Below are 21,421 nucleotides of genomic sequence, written 5' to 3'. Positions count from 1 at the left end.
AGCGGGGGTTCGGGCTACCCAAGGGGCCGAGATGGCTGAGCCGCACGTGTTCACGGCGCAGGCGCCGATAAGGGTGTTCCTGCTGGACGATCACGAGGTGGTGCGGCGCGGGCTGCACGACCTGCTGGACGTCGAGCCGGACATCGAGGTGGTCGGCGAGGCGGGGACCGCCGAACAGGCACTGTCCCGCGGGCCCGCGCTGCGGCCGGACGTCGCGGTGCTGGACGTGCGGCTGCCCGACGGCGACGGCATCACGGTGTGCCGTGAGCTCCGCTCCCAGCTGCCTCGGCTGTCCTGTCTGATGCTCACCTCGTTCGACGACGACGACGCCCTGCTGGACGCGATCATGGCCGGTGCCTCGGGGTACGTGCTCAAGCAGATCAAGGGTTCCGACCTGGTCTCGGCGGTACGCACGGTGGCGTCCGGCCAGTCGATGCTCGATCCGCACACCACAGCGCGGCTGATGAGCAGCCTGCGCGACGACGGCCAGGAGCACCGGCAGGACGAGACGCTCGCCGTCCTCACCCCTCGGGAACGGGAAATCCTGGTGCTCATCGGCGAGGGGTTGACCAACCGGCAGATCGGCCAGCGGCTCTTCCTCTCCGAAAAGACGATCAAGAACCATATCTCCCGGCTGCTCGCCAAGCTGGGCGTCGAGCGCCGCATCCAGGCCGCCGTGCTCGCCACCGAGGCGGCGAAGGCGGGCGCGCACGGCGAAGAGCCACGACACGGCCACAAGCCCGGCCCGGCCTGCGGACACCGCCCGGAGTCGCCCTACTAGCCCTCGGCCGGGGCCTCCCGCAACGGCACGCGCCAGACCAGTCGTGTGCCGCCGCCCGGCGGGGTGTCCAGCACCAGTTCTCCGCCGCGTTCGGCGGCCCGCTCGGCGAGGTTGGCCAGGCCGCTGCGGTGGATCCCCTCCGGAACGCCGACGCCGTCATCGGTCATCGTCAGGGTCAGTTCGCCCGAGCCGACCGCGAGTCGGATGTCGGCGGACCGCGCGTGCGCGTGCCGCGCGACATTGGACAGTGCCTCGCCCAGCACCGCCACCACATCGTCCGCGACCGGATGCGGCACGTCGGTGTCGATCAGTCCTTCCATCCGCAGCGAGGGCGTGAACCCCAGCGCCCGCACCGCGTCCTCGACCGCGCTGACGGCACGGACCCTGAGCCCGCGTTCGGCGGGCCCGCGTTCCCGCGCCCGCAGCCCGAAGATCGTCGACCGGATGATCTTGATCGTCTCGTCCAGTTCGTCCACGGCGCTCAGCAGCCGCTCGGTCGCCTCCGGATGCTGGACGAAACGCACCGCGCTCTGCAGCGTCATACCGGTGGCGAACAGCCGTTGAATGGCCAGGTCGTGCAGGTCGCGGGCGATGCGGTCGCGGTCCTCCAGCAACGCCATCTGCTCGGCGTCACGGCGCCGCTCGGCCAGTTCCATGGCCAGCGCGGCCTGCCCGGCGAAGGCGAGCAGCGGGACAGTCTCGGTCTCCCTGAACATGGGCCTTCCCTCGGCGCGGGCCAGCAGCACCACGCCGCGGGTCTCGCCAGCGGTGATCATGGGCACCGCCACCGCCGGGCCCAGCCCCTCCCAGCGCGGCGGACCCACGGTGACCCGTGGGTCGGCACCGATGTCGACACTGGTGACCGGCTCTGCGCCGGCGAAGGCGGCGCCGACGAACGACCCCTCCCGCGGCAGCACCAGGCCGCGGTGGATCTCCGCGTCGACGCCCACCGCCAGGGCGACCTGCAGGTTGTCACTGCCCTCGACCGGCAGTGCCAGCAGCCCCAGGTCGGCGGACAGGATGCGCCGGGCGTGCTCGACGATCACCTGCACCACCGGCTGCTCGTCCGCCCCCGACAGCAGACGGCGGGTCACCTCGGCGGTCGCCTCCATCCAGCGCTGCCGGTCGCGGGTCTCCTGGTAGAGCCGGGCGTTCTCCACGGCGATGCCGGCCGCCACGGACAGCGCCTGCAGCACCGCCTCGTCCTCCAGGTCGAACTCCCGCTGGCCGTGCTTCTCGGCGAGGTAGAGATTGCCGAACACCTCATCGCCCACCCTGATGGGCACACCGAGGAACGAGTGCATCGGCGGGTGGTTGGGGGGGAAGCCGTACGACGAGGGGTGGTCGGACAGCTCGCGCAGCCGCAGCGTCTTGGGGTGCCGGATCAGCTCGCCCAGTACCCCGTGGCCTTCCGGAAAGTGCCCGATCAGGCGCTGCTGCTCCTCGGCCATGCCCACCGGTACGAACTGCGAGAGCTTCTGCCGCTCCCCGATCACCCCGAGCGCCCCGTACTCGCAGTCCACCAGTTCGACGGCGGCCTCCACGATGCCCCGGAGCACCTGGGGGAGTTCCAGCCTCCGGCCGACCGACAGCACGGCCTCCAGCAGGTTGTGCACCCGGTCCCGGGTGTGGCGCGCCGCGTCCACCCGTACCTGCAGCTCCTCCAGCAGCTCATCGAGCTGCAGTCGCCGCAGGTTCTCAGCTCCCCTGGCACCTTCCGTCCCCACCAGCCACCGATCCCTCCGTCGGCTGTCGGACAACGAGAGCCACCCCTATGCGCCAGTAGACCCCAGCGACCGGCGATAGGCCATCCGGCCCCCCGGAACCGGACCGGTGGGGGCTCAGGGGGCGGGGCGTCGCAGCAGCAGTTGGACGGCGTCGCTGTTGGCCCGGCGCTTGCGCAAGGTCAGCTCGGGCTCGACGAATCCGGCCGCCACGGCATCGCTCACCACCTGCTGGGGCGGTACGCCGAGCACATGCCGGTGCACGGTGATCACCAGCCGCCCGCCGGGACGCAGCACACGCAGCAGTTCACGGAAACCGGTCGGGCGGTCCCAGAGCATCACGTTGTTCACCGAGATCACCGCGTCCATCGAGGCGTCCTGACACTCGGTCCGCTCGGCACGGCCGGGGCGGATCTGGACGCGCCCCGCGGCGATCTGCGCCGCGCACCGCGCCGCGGCCATCTCGCGCATGGTCGTGGACGGATCCACGCCCACCACCAGCCCGTCCGGCCCGACCGCCTCGGCGGCCAGGGCCAGCCCGACCCCGGGGCCCGGTCCGACGACCAGGACGTGCTCCTCCGGGTGCAGCCCGGCGTGCTGCACGGCCCAGCGTTCCTGCTCCACGTTGCCGCGGGCCATCAGCGCGCCGCCCAGCCGTCCGACCAGACCGCGCGGATGGCCGAACACCGCGTCCAGGACGCGCGTCAGTACCGCGGCCATGGCCCTGGACCATCGTGATCGCGTGCCCGCTGGGCTACCCGGGCCTCGGGTACCCGTGCCGTCCTGGTCTGCGCCTTCATCGTGGTTTGCCTCCGTCTCCCCCGGCCGGCTCGCCGGACGGCCCGGGGCGGGCCGTCCTCGGCACGTACTCCCCCCGGGCGGGCCGCCGGTGGGCGCCGACCACATCGTCCTCGATCCGGTGCCGCACCCGTCCGATCAACGCGGTCAGACCTTCGGACTGGGTCGCCCGGGGCGGCTCCGGGTGGTGGATCCTCCTGGCCGCGGCCGGCAGACCCGCCAGGTCCGCGGCGAACCGCTCCCGCGCGTACGGCACCGGATACGACTCGCGGGCCCGTCTGCCGCGCACCATCACGTGCTCCAGCAGCGGCTCACCGTCCGCGGGCGGGGTCTCGTCGCGCAGGCCGATCACATCGTTGTATCCAGGACGGCGGAACACCTGCTTGAGCCCGGGCGCCGTCTCCTTCGCCGACGAGAGCTTCATGACGGGCCGGTCGTGGTAGGCGACGAGCTTGTAGGCGGAGTCCAGATACGGCGCGTCGGCCGACACCCCCACCCGGGTGCCGACGGCGAACACGTCGATCGGCGCCGCGGCGCCGACGAGGTCGTCCACGGCGTACTCGTCGAGGCCGCCGCTGGCCACGATCCGCACCTGTGGCAGCCCCGCGGTATCCAGGATCCGCCGGGCGCGTACCGCCAGCGCCGCCAGGTCGCCGCTGTCCAGCCGGACGGCACTGCCCTGCCCGAGCCCCAGGTCGCGCAGCACCCGCGCGGCCGTGGCCAGGCCCTCCTCGGTGTCGTAGGTGTCGACCAGGAACGTCACCGGGCCCCGATGGGTGCGGGCGAAGGCCCGGAACGCCGCCTCCTCGCTGGGGAACACCTCCACGTAGGAGTGCGCCATGGTGCCCGTGGCGGCGATCCCGTAGGCGACGGCCGCCGCCACGTTGCTGGTTCCCGCGAATCCGACCAGCGCGCCGAGCCGGGCCGCCTGCATTCCGGCGTCCGCGCCATGGGTGCGCCGCAGCGAGAAGTCCACCACCGCTCGGCCGCCCGCGGCCAGTACACAGCGCGCCGCCTTGGACGCGATCATCGTCTGATGGCTGACCAGGTTGAGCAGGTACGTCTCCACCAGCTGGGCCTGCGGCAGCGGCGCCGTCACCTCCAGCAGCGGCTCGCCCGCCAGGACGATCCGGCCCTCGGGCACCGCGCGGACCTCGCCGGTGAACTCCAGCCCCAGCAGCGGCTCGACCTCCGTGTACGGCCGGCGCAGCACCGTCGCGAACGCCTCGACGTCCGCACGGGTGACATGGAAACCGGACAGGTAGTCGAGCGCGGGCTCCAGACCCGCCGCGACCAGGAAGCCGCGGTCGTCCGGCAGGTCCCGTACGAACAGGTCGAAGGTCGCGGGTGCCGTCATGTCCTCCGCCAGATACGACAGCGCCATCGTCACCTCGTAGAGGTCGGTGGTGGTCGCCCTCGACATCGGTGCCGTCTCCTTCCCGCGTGCGGTGCGCCCGACCGCGTCGCGCGCACCGCATCGGACGGATCAGGACCCCTCGTGCTTGACGGTGATCTTCTTGGTGCTGGCCTGCTTCTCCGACACGGGGATGGTGATGGTCAGCATGCCGTCCTTGTAGGACGCGGCGGCCTCGTCGGCGCGCGCGCCCGGTGGCAGCCGCAGGGCACGGGAGAACGACCCGTACCGGATCTCGGAGTGCCGTACGTCCTCGGTGCGCTCCGTGCGCTCGGCGCGCAGCGTGAGGACTCCGTTGTCCACCGTGATCTCCACATCCTTGTCCGGATCGATCCCCGGCAGTTCGGCACGCACGACGTACGCGTCGTCGGTGGTCCGCTCCTCGATCCGGATGCCGTGCATGCCCGGCGCGTGGATTCCGGGCAGGCCGGTCTCGAACCAGTCGAACACGTCCTGAAGTGCGAAGGGCCTCTTCTGGCGTCGCTCTACCACGTGGTTCATCGCCTACTCCCTTCCGTCGGGTGATCGCTGTCAGCCGGGTGGCCGGTGTCCCGCGTCCCGCAGGCCCCCGATGGCCTTCAGCCCCCGCTATCCAGCGTCGCGCGCGCACCGGCGGTACGCACACGGGCCGTCCTCGGCCGCGCTGACCGCCGCCCTATTCCGCTGGGGGCAGCGCCACCACCCGTTCCGTCCCCGGCGTGACGTGCCAGGCCCGGTCGACGAGGACGAAGCGGACCGGTGCCTCGTTCGACTCGGGGACGCTGGTCAGCAGCTGTCCGGGCTTCATCCGCAGGCCGATGCCCCATTGGCCGCGGTACCGCAGTGTGAGGCCGAATTCGGAGAGCTCCGGCAGCGGTGCCGGGTCGAGCCACAGGGTGTCGTCGCGGATCTCCAGCCCCGTCAGACCGCGTTGCACGAGGTCCAGCGTTCCGGCCATCGCCCCGAGGTGGATGCCCTCGGCGGTGGTTCCGCCCTGCAGATCGGCCACGTCGCCGGTGAGGGCCTCCTGGCAGTACTTCCACGCGTCGGAGTGCCGGGCCCTGGCCAGCACCCAGCCGTGCACCACGCCGCTGAGCGTGGAGCCATGGCTGGTGCGCCGCAGGTAGTAGTCGACCGTGGCCCGCCACAACGCGTCGTCGACGGCATATCCGAGGCGTTGGAAGACGGCCGCCAGTTCGGCGGGCGGGAACAGGTAACCCAGCATCAGCACATCGGCCTGCTTGGACGCCTGGTAGCGGTTGGTGGTGTCGCCCTCGGCCTCCAGGATCCGGTCCAGGCGGCGGATGTCGCCGTACTGTTCCCGGTAGCCGTCCCAGTCCAGCTCCGCCAGGTCGCCGTAGCCCTCGAACTGGCTGATGACGCCCGCGTGGAACGGCACCCGCACGCGCCGGGAGATGTCCTCCCAGCCGGCCAGCTCCTCGTCGGCCAGCCCGAGCCGCTCGAAGAGCTCCTGTCTGGGCGGTTCGGGCATCGTCTCAGCCAGTTCCAGCGCCCGGCCGAGCACCCAGGCCGCGGTCACGTTGGTGTACGCGTTGTCGTCCACCCCGGGCTCGGGGGCGCCCGGATAGGCGTCGTGGTACTCGTCGGGGCCGACCACACCGCGGATGCGGTACCGGTGCGCCGCGGGATCGTACTCGGCGGCGCTGGCCCAGAAGCGGGCGATCTGCAGCAGCGTCTCGGCGCCCTTGGTGTACAGGAACTCGGTGTCCCCGCTGGCCTGTCCGTAACGCCAGACGTTGTAGGCGATGGCCGAGCCGACGTGGTGCTGCAGATAGGAGTGGTCGGCCACCCAGCGGCCGGAGCGCGGGTTGAGGTGCAGCTTCTGGGCCTCCTCGCGCCCGTCCGAGCCGCTCTGCCACGGGTACATCGCACCCGCCCGCCCGGTCTGCTCGGCGGCCCGGCAGGCTCGCGGCAGTCGGCGGTGCCGGTACTCCAGCAGCGCCCGGGACACCTCGGGGAAGTGCAGGTTCAGATACGGCAGCACGAACAGCTCGTCCCAGAAGACGTGCCCGCGGTACGCCTCGCCGTGCAGTCCACGGGCGGGCACGCCGACGTCGAGTTCCGCGGTGTGCGGGGAGAGCGTCTGCAGCACATGGAACAGGTGCAGCCGCAGGATGCGGCCGGGCTCCCCGGACACGTCCAGCTCGGCCCGCCGCCACAGCCGCTCCCAGGCCGCCTGGTGCGACTCGAGCAGATCGGCGAAGCCCGGGGCGCGCGCCACCTGGTCGAGGGCCGCCGCGTCAGGGTCGCTGGTCGCCGGATCGTGCGAGGTGTGCAGTGCCACGACCTTCTCCACCACGACGGGCTGCCCAGGGGTGATCGGCACGGTCAGATGATGGGCCGCCGTGCGCTCCCCGAGGCGGACGCGCAGCGGTACCGGCTGCGGCGCCCTGCCGTCGGCGGCGTTCGGCCAGGCCGTGGTGCGGGCGGCCAGGGCGACGCGGATGCCGGAGGTCCTGGTGGCGCACCGCAGCCGCAGGATGTCCGGGCCTTCCGCCGCGGTGCGGATCCGGCCGAGATGGTGTCCGTCCAGCTCGCGGTAGCGCTCCACTCCGGCGTTGGTGGTCCGGCCGTCGATCGCGGATTCGATGAGGAGTGCGCCGGACCAGTCCTCGGCGGTGAAGGTGGTGCGCAGCGCCGCCAGGTGCGGACTGCCCATGTGGACCAGGCGCACCTGCTCGACACCGAGGTGTCGGCGGTCCCCGCGCAGCCGGTCGGTGAAGCGCAGCTGCCGGGTGAGGGTGCCCCGCCACAAGTCGAGCACCTGACGGTACGTCAGAAGACCGCGATGGTTGGGGCCGAACCAGGCGGAGGCGGGCCGGTCGACGGTTTCGGCGATGCGGTAGCGCAGCGGCAGCCAGTTGGGCAGATTGACCAGGTCCTCGTTCTCCACCGAGAGTCCGGCGACCGATGACACCAGGCGGTTGTAGCAGCCCGCCACATAGGTGCCCGGGTAGTGCGCCGGGCCGCCGGTGGTCTCGGGGGCGGCGCCCCGGGTGGCGAAGTAGCCGTTGCCCAGGGTGCACAGCGATTCCCGCAGCCGTTCCTCGGCCGGGTCCCAGCCCTCGTACTCCCACGTCCAGTCCTCCGGCATCGCGCCTCTCCACTCACCTCTCCCTGATCGCTGCCGTCCCTCAAGGGTCGCCGCGAGCGCTCTGGACGGCATCCCGTGCCGGGCTCGGGAGGGGTCGTTCAGCCGGTCCAGGTCCAGTCGGCCACCTCGGGCAGGTCCGTGCCGTGCTGACGGATCCACGCCTGGTGCCGGGTGCGGACGTCCGCCATCGACTGCCGTACCGCCGCCGCGGACACCGCCAGCCCCGGCACACGGTCGATGACGTCCATGACCAGCCGGTACCGGTCGAGGTCATTGCGGACCACCATGTCGAACGGGGTGGTGGTGGTCCCCTCCTCCTTGTAGCCGCGCACATGTAGCTGCGGATGGACCGCCCGGCGGTAGGCCAGACGGTGGATCAGCCACGGGTAGCCGTGGTAGGCGAAGATCACCGGCTTGTCCGGGGGGAACAGCGCGTCGAACTCCGCGTCCGGCATGCCGTGCGGATGGACCCGCTCGGGCATCAGCCGCGCCATGTCGACCACGTTCACCACCCGGACCGCCAGCTCGGGCAGGTGGGTACGGAGCAGTTGGGCCGCCGCCAGCACTTCCTGGGTCGGCACATCGCCCGCACAGGCCAGTACCACCTGCGGTTCCCCGTACGCGGTCTCGGTGCCCGCCCACTCCCAGATCCCGGCGCCGCGCGCACAGTGCGCCCGGGCCTCGTCCAGGGTGAGCCAGTCGAAGCAGGGCTGCTTTCCCGCGACGACCACATTGACGTAGTCCCGGCTGCGCAGCACGTGATCGGCCACCGAGAGAAGGGTGTTGGCGTCCGGCGGCAGGTAGACCCGCACGATCTGCGGCGACTTGTTGAGCACGTGGTCGACGAAGCCGGGGTCCTGGTGCGAGAAGCCGTTGTGGTCCTGCCGCCAGACATGCGAGGTGAGCAGGTAGTTGAGGGAGGCGATGGGTGCGCGCCAGGGCAGGGCGCGGGCCGACTTCAGCCACTTGATGTGCTGGTTGACCATCGAGTCGACGATATGCGCGAACGCCTCGTAGCTGGAGAACAGCCCGTGCCGCCCGGTGAGCAGATAGCCCTCCAGCCAGCCCTGGCAGGTGTGCTCGGAGAGGATCTCCATCACCCGGCCGTGGCGGCCCAGGTTCTCGTCGGTGGGCAGCACCTCCGCCTGCCATGCCTTGCTCGTTGCCTTGTAGAGGTCCTGCAGCCGGTTCGAGGCCGTCTCGTCCGGGCCGACCACCCGGAAGTCACGGCGCTGCGCGGTGGCCTCCATGACCGCCTCAAGCAGCGCGCCGAGCACCCGGGTGGGCTCGTGCAGCGTGCCACCGGGTTTGTCCACCGCGACGGCGTAGCGCTCCAGCGGCGGAAGCGGAAGCTCCCGCAGCAGCTGCCCACCATTGGCGTGCGGGGTGGCACCGAGCCTGCGGTCGCCGTCGGGTACGCAGGCCAGCACGGGCGGACGCGGCCGCCCATCGGCGTCGAACAGCTCCTCCGGCCGGTACGAGCGCAGCCAGACCTCCAGTTGCCGCAGATGCTCGTGGTTCTCCCGAACGGCGGGAAGCGGTACCTGATGGGAGCGCCAGGTGCCGGCCACCGGAAGGCCGTCGACCTCGGCGGGCCCGGTCCAGCCCTTGGGGGTACGCAGCACGATCAGCGGCCAGCGCGGCCGCTCGGCGGCGCCCTCCTCGCGGACCGCGCGCTGGATCAGGGCGATCCGCTCGACGGCGGTGTCCATGGCGGCGGCCATGGCCCGGTGGGCCCACTCCGGCTCGTCGCCGTCCTCGCAGGTCACGTAGAGCGGTTCGTGCCCGTGGCCGCGCAGCAGTGCGTCGAGTTCCGGCTCGGGGAGGCGGGCCAGCACCGTCGGGTTGGCGATCTTGTAGCCGTTCAGATGGAGGATCGGCAGCACCGCGCCGTCGTAGACCGGGTCGAGGAACTTGTTGGAGTGCCAGGCGGCGGCCAGCGGCCCGGTCTCGGCCTCGCCGTCCCCGATCACGCAGGCGACCAGCAGATCAGGGTTGTCCAGCGCGGCCCCGTAGCCGTGCGCCAGCGAGTAGCCCAGCTCACCGCCCTCGTGGATGGAGCCGGGCGTCTCGGGCGCGACATGGCTGGGCACACCGCCGGGAAAGGAGAACTGGCGGAACAGCCGCGCCATGCCCTGCCCGTCCCGGCTCACATCCGGGTACTTCTCGGCGTAGCTGCCGTCCAGCCACGCGCCCGCCAGCACCGCGGGCCCGCCGTGCCCCGGCCCCCAGACGCACATCGCGTCCAGCCCGCGGCCCTTGATGACCCGGTTCAGGTGCGTGTACACGAAGGTGAGCCCCGGCGAGGTCCCCCAGTGCCCCAGCAGCCGCGGCTTGATGTGCTCGGGGCGCAGCGGCTCGGTCAGCAGCGGGTTTCCCATCAGATAGATCTGACCTGCCGCGAGGTAGTTGGCGGCCCGCCAGTGGGCGTCCAGTGCGGCCAGCTCCTCGTCGGTGACGGGGCTGGCGGTGTCCGCCACAGCGTCGGTCATGACGTCCTCCGAATCGTCGTCGGTACACCGGATGCGGTCGCGGCGGCCGGGTGTCACGGGCGGCGGCCACCCTTCAGCTGGGGTTTACCCGTAACACCGGGCACGGGCCGTCCGGGAGGCCAAGGAGAGCCGAACGGCCCACGCCGAGACCCCGCACCGGCCGCGGGTACGCTGGCGGCACCCTGTACGGAAGGGATCGGGCAGGGTGCGCTACCGATCGTCTATCCGGCGAAGTCCGCCGGTAACCTCAAGGGGGCACACGTGACTTGCTTCTTCGACTCCGCGCACGCGCCGGGCAGTGTGAGCGTGATGTGGTCGCCGCAGTGGGGCGTGGCCCGCCCCATCCAGGCCTGCGGTCCCTGCGCCCAGCGTGTGCAGACCACACCCCCGCCGTACTACATGCCGCAGGGCGCGCCCCAGGCCGGGTACCCGCAGCAGGCGGGCTACCCGCAGGCCGGATACCCGCAGCCCGGGTACGCCCAGCCCGGGTACGCCCAGCCCGGCTATCCGCAGCAGCGCCCCGGCCACAGCACCGCCGCCGTGGTGGGCGCGGGCGTGGCGGGCCTGGTGGGCGGCGCGCTCATCGGCGAGATGCTGGAGGACGACGAGCCGCGCACCGTCATCGAGAACAACTACTACGAGAACACGGACGTCTACGAGGACGTCTCGGACGATGACGGCGGTTTCTTCTAAACCCCGGACGACCTCCACGCCCCGTCCGACCTCCACGCCCCGTCCGGCGCGGACGCGGATCCGCGACGGGAAGCGACGGCCGCGGCGGCGGACAGTTCCCACCGCCGCGGCCGCGCCGCACGGCGCGGGCCGCTTCGCCGCTGCCACCGGTGGCTCGCGCCAGCGGTCCCCCCACCGTTGAAAGGGCCACCACGCGCCCCCACTCGATCGGGCGTTCTTCCGGCGAACGACCGACACGGCATCGGCCGTCCCCAATAGCGTCCGGCCATCCCGTCGGGTGAAGCACCCCGACCTGAATGGGGGGCGCCATGGTCGAAACCACTGTTCCAGCGCAATCTGACGAGGAACTGGACTTCCAGCGCGACGACGACCAGCGCTGGAAGGCCGGAAAGTCCATCACCACACGGCAGATGGCACGCAAGCTTCCGCAACTGGTCCGCCGTTCACTGGCGTTGGCCTGGCGCGCGGACCGGGCCTCGGTCCTCGGGCTGCTGGTCTGCCAGGTCGTCTCGGGTGTGTCGCAGGCGTTCGGGCTGCTCGCCACCACCGGGACGATCACGGCGCTCATCTCCTCCGGCCGGATCGCCGAACGGCTGTGGGCGGCCTGGCCCTCGCTGGCGGTGCTGGCGGCGGCGGCCGGACTGCGGGCGGTGCTCGGCATCGCGGTCACCTGGCTGTCCTCCCGGCTGGCCCCGCTGATGTCCCAGGAAGCCGAACTGATGCTGCTGGACGCGGCGGTCAATGTGGAACTCGCCGCATACGACAGCCCCGGCTTCAACGACCGCAGGGAGGCGGCGGAGCGCGGCGCGCAGGTGTCGCAGGACCTCATCCAGGAAGGCCAGGACCTGCTCTCCGCGACCGCCTCACTGATCGCCGGAGCGGGCGTGCTCACCGCGTTGCACCCCGTCCTGCTGCCGCTGCTGTTCCTGGCGGGACTTCCGCAGGGGCTGGCGCAGGTGCGCAGCGCACGGATCAGTTATCTGGCGGCCATGGAGATGGTGGGCCACCGCCGGATGCTGTCGGTCCTGCGCTGGCACATGGCGGACACCCACGCCGCAGACCAGATCCGTTCCGGCACCATGGCGGGCTTCCTGCTCGGCAAGTACCGGCGGATCACCGACCGGGTGAACGCCTCGGAACGGCGGGCCGTCGGCAAGGGCGCCCGTACCGCCCTGCTCGGCGCGGCGGCGGGTGGTCTGGCGTCGAGCCTGGTGTGGGCGGCACTGATGCTGCTGCTCGCCACCGGGCGGATGTCGGTGGCATCGGCCGGTACGGCGATCTTCGCCCTGCGCACCGTCACCTCGTCGGTGCAGAGCCTGGTCGGCGGCGGCGCTCGGATGTTCCGTACCGGGATGTACGTGGAGGACTGGTCGCAGTTCCTGGACGAGGCCGGCGGCTACCGCCTGCGGCGCGGTGAGGCGCTGCCCACGGAGCCGCGGGAGGTCCGGGCGGACAACCTCGTGTACCGGTACGAGGGTGCGGACCGCAACGCGGTGGACGGTGTCACGCTGACGGTTCGCCGGGGCGAGGTGCTGGCGCTGGTGGGCGAGAACGGCTCCGGGAAGACCACCTTGTCCAAGCTGCTCACCGGGCTCTACCTGCCCACGTCCGGTGTGGTCCGCTGGGACGGGGTGGACACCCGGGAAGTGGATCCGATCGCCGCGTGGGAACGTGTCGCCGTGGTGCCGCAGGAGTACGCGCGCTGGCCGCTGTCGGCACGCCAGAACATCACCCTCGGGCAGCCCGCGGCGCACGGTGACGCCGCGGTGTGGGAAGCGTGCGAGGCCAGCGGCGCCCACGAGGTGGTCAGCGGTCTCCGCTACGGCCTGCGCACCCTGCTGGCGCGGGAGTGGCTCGGCGGCGAAGAGCTCTCCGGCGGCCAGTGGCAACGCATCGCGCTCGCCCGCGCGTTCCACCGGCCCGCCGGGCTGCTGGTCATGGACGAACCGACGGCCGCGCTCGACGCGCGAGCCGAACACCGGGTCTTCTCCGGTCTGCGCGACATCGCCGCGGACCGGGCGGTCGTGCTGGTAACCCACCGGCTGACCAACGTGACCATCGCCGACCGGATCGTGGTCCTCGACCACGGCCGCGTCATCCAGCAGGGCACGTTCGCCGAACTCGTCGCCGTGCCGGGCCTGTTCCGGGATCTGTGGTCGCTGCAGAACGACCGCGGTGTCCCCACCTCGCGCAGGACGTCCGCCCCGGCGAACGAGGTCTCCTGAGGGCCGATCGGACGACGATTCCTCACCAATACTTCGCCGGTTGTTCACAGGACAACCAACATCGTTCAGGCATGCTGTCCGACGGCGCGTTACTTGCTGGTAGCCCGGCGCCGGGGCCAAGGGGGTGCTCGGGCGACCCGCGCGCATGGAGTTGTCCCGATCGACCGTCAGGAGAACGCGGCATGCCCGCATACAGCAGACGCCAGTTCATCACCGGCGCTTCGGCCGCGGCAGCGGCCCTGGCCCTGAGCTACGGCCCGTTCGCGTCCGCCGCGACGCGCGATCGCGCCCTCGCCACCACCGCCACCCGAGCCGTCCGCACCGCGGGCACCACGCTCGAACAGGTCGCCACACCGACCGGCGGCGGAGCATACAAGCGGCTTCAGTCCGGACCCGGTTGGCCGCTCGTGGTGCGCACCGATCTCGCCGCGGCGGGGGCTGCGCGCGATGACCGGCGCACCGCACTGGCCTCGTTCGTACAGTTCACCGACCTGCACCTGGTGGACACCGAGTCCCCGGTACGGTTCGAGTACCTCGCCCAGTACCTGGACAGCGCGCACCGCCCGCACGAGGCGCTGACGGTACGCGGTGCCTCCGCCCTGGTGGAGCGGATCAACTCGCTGTCCGGCGGCCCTTTCACCGGCACACCGTTCTCCCTGGTCATGGCGACAGGTGACAACACCGACAACCACGAGCAGATCGAACTCGACTGGTATCTGTCCGTGATGAGCGGCGGTGCGATCACCCCGAACAGCGGCGATCCGAAGCGCTACGAGGGCGTGCAGAACTCCGGTGGTTCGGCGTACTGGAACCCGGAGTCGTCCTTCCAGGACACCTACAAGGCGCACGGCTTCCCCCAGATACCCGGCTTCCTGTCCGCGGCGGGCGGCACCTTCACCGCCCCCGGTCTGCGCACTCCCTGGTACACCACGGTCGGCAACCACGACGACAGCATCGAGGGCTCGCTGCCGGACCTGGGGCTGCTGAACTCCCTCTACACCGGCGACCGCAAACTCGAAGGGTGTGACGACGCCGACGCCGCCGCGCTGGCCGACGCCCTGCGCAACGATCCGGCGAAGGCGGTCGCGCTGCTCGCCCGGCTGCTGGGCGAAGGCGGTCCGGTGCGCCAGGTGACGTCCGATCCGCGGCGTCTGCCGTTCACGCCCAAGGAGTTCGCCCGGGCCCATCTCAACCCCGCCTACACCGGTCCGGGTCCCGTGGGCCACGGTTTCACCTCGTCCGCCGCCGACAGCGGGCGGCTGTACTACACGTTCCCGGTCTCGGACGGTGTCCTGGGCATCAGCCTGGACACCACCAACCGGGCCGGATTCGCCGACGGCTCCCTCGGCACCGCGCAGTTGAACTGGCTGGAGTCGGTGCTCCAGTCGCACAGCAACCACTGGTACGACACCGACGGCCACCCGGTGCGCGGCGGTCAGTCCAACGAGCTGATCGTCATCTTCAGCCACCACACCAGCGGGTCCATGGGTAATCTGCTGCCCGACCCGTACAACCCGTTCGAAGGGCGCCACGACGGCAACGCCCTTGTGGCACTGCTGCAGCGCTACCCCAACGTCGTCGCCTGGGTGAACGGCCACACCCACCAGAACCAGATCATCGCCCACGGCCACGCGGTGCCCGAGCGCGCCTTCTGGGAGATCAACACCGCCTCGCACATCGACTACCCGCAGCACGCGCGGATCATCGAGATCGCCGACAACGGCGACGGCACACTGTCGCTGTTCACCACCCTCGTGGAGTCGGCCGCCCGCTACGCGACCGACTTCGGCGACACCTCGGACGCCGGACTGGCCGCGCTCTACCGCGAGTTGTCCTACAACGACCCGTACGCCACCCCGGCCAAGAAGATCGGCACACCGGCGGACCACAACACCGAACTGCTCCTGGCCAAGCCGCAAGGCTGACACCCGCCAGCGGGTTCGGCCGGTCCACCGGCCGACCCACGCCAGCCGTGCGCGGTTGCCGCAGCGGAGGCAGGCGTGGACCTCGTCCAGGGTGCGGTGCTCGATGTGGGTGCCAGTGGCGTCATCCGGCGCTGCGGGCAGCAGCGTCGCCGCCGGGGTAGCAGCCAAACGACGGGCAGGACGCCAGCCCTGACTCCGGCACGCACCGGCCCGACACCCGGGCCGGTGCACCACACGCTCACGCTCCGCAGACCCCGCCATCCAACCGGGTCAGCTCCGGCATCATGTGCCCATGGACAGGGACTGGAACCTCCTAGCCGACGCGATTCTCGCCGCCCGCGAAGAGAAGGGCCTCACCCGGCACGAACTCGCCCTGCTCGCCTGCGTGTCCCCTGCCACCGTCCAAGGCCTTGAGAGTGGCCGCGAACTCGCGCGCCTCCCAAGGGCAATCGAACACATCGAGGAAGCACTGGGCTGGCAAACAGGCTCAGCCCAGATCATCCTCGTAGGCGGCCAACCGATCCCTCGCGGCTGAGCGACTCCAATTCACCGCCACAACTCCCGCGGCACCCCACCGAGGTACGCCCGGACCGGCCCGGACCGCGGGCCGGTGCTCTACACCGATAGCCCCCCGTAGACCTTGGCCAGATCGCGACGTAGCACGCCGGGGCGGCACTCGCCTTGTGCCATGATCACGCCGCAGTCCCGCGTCGGACGGGACCAAGGGAGGGAACGGCCATGTCAGGCTGGGCGGACTACGTGAAGAACATGATGGACAACGCTGACGCGATCAAGCAGGGAGCCATCATCGGCAAAACAGACGGCAGCCTCTGGGGGAAGCTCCCGGACAACTTCGCCATCACCACCGACGAATGCACCGCCCTCTCCAAAGCATTCACCGACCTGAACGGCGTCCCTGCCACCGGCGTCACCGTCGCCGGAACCAAATACATCGTCCCGCGCGTCGACGAAAACCTCATCTTCGGCAAGGCCGGCACCAAGGGCGTTTTCGCCACCTCAACCAACCAGACCATCATCGTCGCCCTCTTCGAGGGCCAGTCCTCCGAAGCTGCCCAGGCACGAACGGCCATCGAAAGCACGGCTGACTACCTGAAGCAATCAAACTACTGACACCACGGAGCCCGCACACAACGTCCGGGCGCTTTGGCGCCCGGACATCGGACCGTCAGCCCACACCCCCACCCAATGCCTCGTCGAGATACCCCCGCACAGGCCCGAACACCCCAGCGCTCTGCGAGCTGTACGCGGTCGGCCCAGGCCACCTCCGCCACCTCCCGCGGCGACCCCACACAGGCCGTGTCTGAGACCACCCGGCAGGCCACGTACACCATCCGACGCCCCGTCGCCGGATGTACCAGGCCGCCCAGCACCCGCAGCGCCTCCACGACCAGCCCGGTCTCCTCCAACGCCTCACGGACAGCAGCCGGTTCGGGAGACTCCCCGGCCTCGACCTTGCCCGCGGGGAACGCCCACAGCAGGGCACCCTCCGCGACCGCCCGGCGGAGCAGCAGGACACGGCCATCGAGGACAATGCCTGCAAGGGGGCTGCGGACGCCCACCCTTCACAAGCAAGGGTTGGGCTTACCGCCTCTGACAAGGTACGGAAGTTGAAGAAGGTGATCTGCAGGCGCCGTCACCGCCGATACCGTCCCGGGGCTGCCGTGCGACCTGATATGCGCCATCCGAGGGTTTTACCGCGCTACTTGCACAGACCGGGCCGACACAATTGTGCGACCTCAACTTACCTACATTGCGGGGCAATTGGGGCCACACAGATTACGACACCCTCGTTCATTACGATTGGCAACGGTCGCATTCGTGCGCAATCATCCCTGCTGACATTCCCCGTCCCTACGGCGGGGCGGTCCGGGGTACGCCGAGTCCTGTCGGCACTCGGACGCAAGGTCGACACCACAGAAACGGCAGGAACGAAGGGCCCGATCACAGTGCGCCTCCCGAGACCGCAGGACAGCCCTTTGGGATGGAACCGCAGCCGTGGCCGGGCATCATGGCCTGCCCGACCCCGGACAGGCCATCCTTCGCAGGCAAACGATAGGGGTGTGCATGACTGTTCGGTTTGCATCCGCCCTGTTCTCCCGGCCAGAGGCAACGTCGATCCTCGCCGCTGCAGCTCTCACCGCGGGCGCCCTCGTTCCCAGCCTTCCTTCCCAAGCCATAGGAACGACTGTGGCCAGGCGGGCCTTGGAGGTGGCAGCATCCAAGCAGGGATCACCGTATGAGTACGGCGCCGCCGGGCCGTCCCGATTCGACTGCTCCGGGCTGACCCTGTACGCGTTCCGCGCGGCAGGCAGGCTACTGCCACGGACCGCAACCGCTCAGTATTCCCGCACACATCATGTCGCTGCCGCCTCTCGTGCCCCCGGTGACCTGGTCTTCTTCCACCACGGAAGCAGCATCTACCACGTTGGCATCTATGCCGGGCACGACAGGATCTGGCATGCCTCCAGGGCTGGCTCACGTGTCCGCCTTGAGCGCATCTGGACGGCCCATGTCTGGTACGGACACGTGGAGTAACGCCCAGGGCGTCGTGGTTCTCGCGCTCTATCCGGTTGACAGGCGATCGGGTGGATCGCGATGTTTCGTGGTCGGCTGTCCGGCGGTGAGTCGGAGGTAGGCATGGCTTCCGGTGATCATGAGGTGTCGCGTCCCTGATCCTCACGACGGAAGACCGTGCCTACCCGCTCATCATCGCCCATCCCCGCCGGCCTGGGCCAACTGGCCGGCGCCGCACTCCCCGCGCCCCTGGACGACCAGTTCGGGTCCTGGCTGCCATCCCGTCTGCCATCGACCCATACGAACGTGAAGCGAGCTCGCCCCTGGGTGCCAAGGCTGCTTGGCTCCGCCTGGGTCGGTGTCAGACGGGATGGCCGCCCCCGAATCCTGTGCCAGCCTCTGCTGATAACGTCATCCGCGCTCACCGAAGCGGGCGGCCTGACCAGGCCGGCATCTCAGACGGTCAACGGGGGTTGAGAACCAACCATGATGGGTCACTCACACGCCGTCAGCGGAGCGATGCTGTACGCGGGCGCCGCGCCCTTCCTTCCGCCGCTGCTGTTGCACACCCATCTCAAACCCGCTGACATCGTGTTGGGCACCATCCTGTGCGCCGGCGCCGCGCTGCTGCCCGATCTCGACCACCACGACGGGACGATCGCAAACTTCCTCGGTCCGCTCTCCAAAGCGCTGTGCCGCATCGTGGCCTGGATCTCCGGCGGGCACCGGCACGCCACCCACTCGCTGCTGTTCACCGCGCTCGTCGGCGGCGGGACCTGGGCGGGAATCACCTACCTGGGACGCGACTTCACCCTGGGTACCACCTTCGTCCTCCTTGCGCTGGCGCTCAAGGCACTGCACGCGCACTGGCCCGGCCGCGGTCACCACACGTGGCTCACCGTGATGGTCCTCGCGGTCGCCGGCACCTTCGTGCTCGACCGCTTCATGCCGAGCGCTCCGGTCTGGCTCCCGTACACCGTGGCACTGGGCACCCTCGCCCATCTCATCGGCGACTGCCTCACCAAGATGGGTGCACCGCTGCTGTGGCCACATAAGCAGCGCTACGAGATCGTCCTGATAAAGAGCAGCGGCAACAGCGTCGAAACCAAGTTCCTGGTCCCGCTCATGTCAGTCGCGACCTTCGGACTGCTGGGGTACGCACTTTTGTCGCCGGCATTCCACAAGTGACGCCAGCCGACGGGCAGTTGAGCCTTCGCCACGTCGGTGCCGCGGGCGGTGCCCGGGCAGGCCTGCCCCTGAGCGCTCCGAGACGCCCGAGCAGGCAGGGAGGACACCGACCTCGGCGACGCCGAGTGGAACACCTCGAAAGTGCCGTGGTCGACGCTCTGCCACAAGGACAACCATGCCCGTCTGCGCCGGGCGAAGGCGAAGTGGGACCCGAAGAACGTCTTCCGGCACGCCCAGTCCGCACAACTGCCCTGACCCAGCGCCGCGCGGTGGCCGCTTCGCGTCGGCGCTTTCCAGCGGTCAGCGCGTACCTGCGGTGAGCTCGCAGGTGAAGCGCGGTCGGCACGGACGGCCCGAACACTGCGCACACCGTCGGGCTGGGCGCGACAATGGGACAGAGGGCAGTACGCCTGCCGGGACGGGAGGCGAGCCGTCATGGCCTACATCGCGGTGAGCGCGTTGAGCCACGTCGGACTGGTGCGGGAGCACAACGAGGACAGCCTGGCGGTCGGGCCGTGGACGCTGTGTGGCACCGTGACCGACAACCCGCAGACCCTGCTGTTCCCGTTCGGCACGCCGCTGGCCGTAGCGGTCGCCGACGGTCTCGGCGGGCAGCCGGGGGGTGAGGTGGCCAGCGCGCTGACCGTCCGCCGGCTGTCCAGGGTCGGCCGTGCGCTCGACACCGAGTCGGCCGTCCGCGAAGCCCTGAACGCCTGCAACCACGATGTGTACGCGGCCGCCGAGGCCAACCCCGACCTGCTCACCATGGGCACCACGGTCGCGGGTGTCGTCGTACTGCCGGAGTCTGTCCTCGCCTTCAACGTCGGCGACAGCCGGGTCTTCCACATCGGCCAGGACGGGCTGCGTCAGCTCAGTGTGGACGACAATCCACCGCTGGCTCCGGGGCAGCGCACCACACCCATCGTCACCCAGACGCTCGGCGGCACCATTGAGTTCAGCGAAGTCCATCCGCACGTCCTGCGTCACCCGCTGACCGAGGACGCCCGCTATCTGGTGTGTACCGACGGTCTGACCGATCCGGTGCCCGATGACGTGCTCGAGCGCCTGCTGCGCGAGTACGAGGACGGCCGAGCGGCCTTCGAGCTGTGGAAGGCGGCGATCGAGGCGGGCGGCCCGGACAACATCACGCTTGCCGTGGTGCGCATCGGTGAGTGGTCCCCCGCTTCCTGAACCGCTGCCCGGGCGGGACTCCACGACACAGGCGTACGGCCGCCGGTCCCCCCTGCAGACCGGCGACCGCAGCCCGTTCATGGCGCCCGTCTGACGACGGGTGAGCGCCATCACGGAACACCAGGTGCCGCGATGGGGGCAATTGATTCGAAGGGGCTCGAATCCTCCCTCGAATCCTTTTCAATTCCTGCGTCAGGTCCACCCTCGACTCAACCGGTACGCACCGGGAGGCCAAGCGACGGATCGAGCAGCAGCCGGTCCGCCCGGTGGGTCCGCTGGTACAGCACCTGGCGGGCGTCGCGGGTCTTGGTGACCAGGCCGCCACGGTGCAGGACTCCGAGGTGGTAGGAGACGGTGCTCTTGCTGAGGCCGTGCCGACCGGCGAGTTGAGCCGTGGTGCGCGGGGTGCTCACATCGGCGAGCAGTATCGCGCGGGTGCTGCCGAGGAGTTCATGGGCGGCGGGTGGGGCGGGCCGTGGGGCGTCCGGCACGGGCAGGGCGGGGTACATCAGCAGCGGCTGACGGCGGTAGCGGTGGTCGCGGGAGCCGCTGATGGTGATCAGGCTGGAACCGAACCCCCTGGGCACCAGCAACAGGGAGGTGGCGCCGCGGACTTGGGTACGGGCCGGACCGGCCAGCCGCACCTGATGGCCGCCCCACTCGATCCACGGGTGGAGGCCGACGAGCATGCTGACCATGCCCTGGCGGGCGATCAGCTGGGCCCGGTGCGCGATGTCGGCCTCCATCCGGGCCCGCAAACCGGGCCAGTGCGGGTGCACGACCGTCTGCCACAACTGGGCGAGCTCCGCGGCGACTTGTTCCGCCAGCACGCGCTCGCCGCGGCGTAACGCCCGCAGCAGCGGCCGGGGCACGGGGCTGCCGGCCAGCCCGCGGGTCCCGGGACCGCCGTGGATGAGCAGGGCCATTTCCTCCCGGACCTCTGCTGGCCGCGCCGTCGCTATCCGGTGGAGTTCGCCGTCCATGGACTCCTCGTAGCTGACCGGCCGCGGGGTGATGAAGTCGGGGATGTAGTCGCAGGGTTCGCCGAACAGTGCGGCCAGCAGGTCGAGTCGGCGGGCACGCAGGGTCTCCGCGACACGCCGTGCCACCCCGGCACGGCCGGGGGCCGCGGCGCCGCGCATCAGCAGCAGCGCCTCGGTGAGAGTGTGCAGCGGCGACAGGGCGAACCTGACGTGGCCCAGCGCGCGGGCGTCCAGCTCGATCCGCATCAGGGCCTGGCCCTGTGGAAGGTCCATCCGTTACACGCCACGACGGACCACGAGAGCACTGCACTTGAAACGATCGACAGCGTGGGGGCCCATGGGGTACTCCGGTTTCTCTCGCCGACGGCGGAACTGCGC

17 protein-coding genes and 1 pseudogene are annotated in these 21,421 nt (G+C 70.5%); 10 read left to right on the top strand and 8 right to left on the bottom strand.

Annotated elements, in window-relative coordinates:
* The first annotated feature begins 31 nt into the window (after window positions 1-31).
* Entirely contained in the window at window positions 32-781 is a 750-nt protein-coding gene (locus P2L57_RS04170; RefSeq protein ID WP_275808338.1) for a response regulator, read from the top strand.
* Here P2L57_RS04170 and P2L57_RS04165 read toward each other — a convergent pair.
* The 6 genes from P2L57_RS04165 to P2L57_RS04140 form a co-directional block, all read right to left on the bottom strand.
* A complete protein-coding gene (locus P2L57_RS04165) occupies window positions 778-2,508 on the bottom strand; it encodes a sensor histidine kinase (protein ID WP_275808335.1) in 1,731 nt (576 codons plus the stop codon). The two genes, P2L57_RS04170 and P2L57_RS04165, sit on opposite strands and share 4 nt — an antisense overlap.
* Before the next feature lie 114 nt (window positions 2,509-2,622).
* Window positions 2,623-3,225: a class I SAM-dependent methyltransferase gene (locus P2L57_RS04160; RefSeq protein ID WP_275808332.1), complete on the bottom strand. Its 603-nt coding sequence runs from the start codon at window positions 3,223-3,225 to the stop codon at window positions 2,623-2,625.
* 76 nt (window positions 3,226-3,301) lie between these two features.
* Window positions 3,302-4,726 (bottom strand): nicotinate phosphoribosyltransferase, encoded by a 1,425-nt coding sequence (locus P2L57_RS04155; protein ID WP_275808329.1) that lies wholly within the window; start codon window positions 4,724-4,726, stop codon window positions 3,302-3,304.
* A gap of 63 nt (window positions 4,727-4,789) precedes the next feature.
* A complete protein-coding gene (locus tag P2L57_RS04150; RefSeq protein WP_275808326.1) occupies window positions 4,790-5,218 on the bottom strand; it encodes an Hsp20/alpha crystallin family protein in 429 nt (142 codons plus the stop codon).
* 154 nt (window positions 5,219-5,372) lie between these two features.
* Complete coding sequence (locus tag P2L57_RS04145; protein WP_275808323.1) at window positions 5,373-7,811, bottom strand: glycoside hydrolase family 65 protein; 2,439 nt, start codon at window positions 7,809-7,811, stop codon at window positions 5,373-5,375.
* 98 nt (window positions 7,812-7,909) lie between these two features.
* Complete coding sequence (locus P2L57_RS04140; RefSeq protein WP_275808320.1) at window positions 7,910-10,303, bottom strand: phosphoketolase family protein; 2,394 nt, start codon at window positions 10,301-10,303, stop codon at window positions 7,910-7,912.
* A 261-nt stretch (window positions 10,304-10,564) separates the two neighbouring features.
* Here P2L57_RS04140 and P2L57_RS04135 point away from each other — a divergent pair, with 261 nt between their 5' ends.
* The 5 genes from P2L57_RS04135 (at window position 10,565) to P2L57_RS04115 (ending at window position 16,277) form a co-directional block, all read left to right on the top strand.
* The gene (locus P2L57_RS04135; protein ID WP_275808315.1) at window positions 10,565-10,996 is read left to right on the top strand and encodes a hypothetical protein; all 432 of its coding nucleotides are present in this window, start codon (window positions 10,565-10,567) and stop codon (window positions 10,994-10,996) included.
* A gap of 308 nt (window positions 10,997-11,304) precedes the next feature.
* Entirely contained in the window at window positions 11,305-13,221 is a 1,917-nt protein-coding gene (locus tag P2L57_RS04130) for an ABC transporter ATP-binding protein (protein ID WP_275808312.1), read from the top strand.
* 182 nt (window positions 13,222-13,403) lie between these two features.
* The gene (locus P2L57_RS04125) at window positions 13,404-15,146 is read left to right on the top strand and encodes a TIGR03767 family metallophosphoesterase (protein ID WP_275808309.1); all 1,743 of its coding nucleotides are present in this window, start codon (window positions 13,404-13,406) and stop codon (window positions 15,144-15,146) included.
* Between the two features lie 292 nt (window positions 15,147-15,438).
* Window positions 15,439-15,681 (top strand): helix-turn-helix domain-containing protein, encoded by a 243-nt coding sequence (locus tag P2L57_RS04120; protein WP_275808307.1) that lies wholly within the window; start codon window positions 15,439-15,441, stop codon window positions 15,679-15,681.
* A gap of 203 nt (window positions 15,682-15,884) precedes the next feature.
* Window positions 15,885-16,277 (top strand): profilin, encoded by a 393-nt coding sequence (locus P2L57_RS04115; protein WP_275808304.1) that lies wholly within the window; start codon window positions 15,885-15,887, stop codon window positions 16,275-16,277.
* Here P2L57_RS04115 and P2L57_RS04110 read toward each other — a convergent pair.
* Window positions 16,271-16,726, bottom strand: a complete 456-nt coding sequence (locus tag P2L57_RS04110) for an NUDIX hydrolase (protein ID WP_308292430.1) — start codon at window positions 16,724-16,726, stop codon at window positions 16,271-16,273. The genes P2L57_RS04115 and P2L57_RS04110 overlap by 7 nt on opposite strands.
* Before the next feature lie 505 nt (window positions 16,727-17,231).
* On the opposite strand from P2L57_RS04110, the gene P2L57_RS04105 reads away from it, so the two are divergent.
* From P2L57_RS04105 to P2L57_RS04090, 4 genes and pseudogenes are all read left to right on the top strand, one after another.
* On the top strand, window positions 17,232-17,702 hold the full coding sequence (locus P2L57_RS04105) for a C40 family peptidase (protein ID WP_275808301.1): 471 nt from the start codon (window positions 17,232-17,234) through the stop codon (window positions 17,700-17,702).
* A 465-nt stretch (window positions 17,703-18,167) separates the two neighbouring features.
* A complete protein-coding gene (locus tag P2L57_RS04100; protein ID WP_275808298.1) occupies window positions 18,168-18,869 on the top strand; it encodes a metal-dependent hydrolase in 702 nt (233 codons plus the stop codon).
* Window positions 18,870-18,983: 114 nt separating this feature from the next.
* Window positions 18,984-19,124: pseudogene (locus tag P2L57_RS04095) on the top strand (BBE domain-containing protein); the annotation flags it as partial.
* Window positions 19,125-19,304: 180 nt separating this feature from the next.
* Window positions 19,305-20,060: a PP2C family protein-serine/threonine phosphatase gene (locus P2L57_RS04090; protein ID WP_275808295.1), complete on the top strand. Its 756-nt coding sequence runs from the start codon at window positions 19,305-19,307 to the stop codon at window positions 20,058-20,060.
* A gap of 209 nt (window positions 20,061-20,269) precedes the next feature.
* On the opposite strand, the gene P2L57_RS04085 is transcribed toward P2L57_RS04090, so the two are convergent.
* The gene (locus P2L57_RS04085; protein WP_275808292.1) at window positions 20,270-21,316 is read right to left on the bottom strand and encodes an ArsR/SmtB family transcription factor; all 1,047 of its coding nucleotides are present in this window, start codon (window positions 21,314-21,316) and stop codon (window positions 20,270-20,272) included.
* Between the last annotated feature and the right edge of the window lie 105 nt (window positions 21,317-21,421).

Origin of the sequence: Streptantibioticus ferralitis (genome assembly GCF_029223525.1) — a bacterium.
Lineage (GTDB): Bacteria > Actinomycetota > Actinomycetes > Streptomycetales > Streptomycetaceae > Streptantibioticus_A > Streptantibioticus_A ferralitis.
This window is presented reverse-complemented; position numbering and strand designations above follow the sequence as displayed.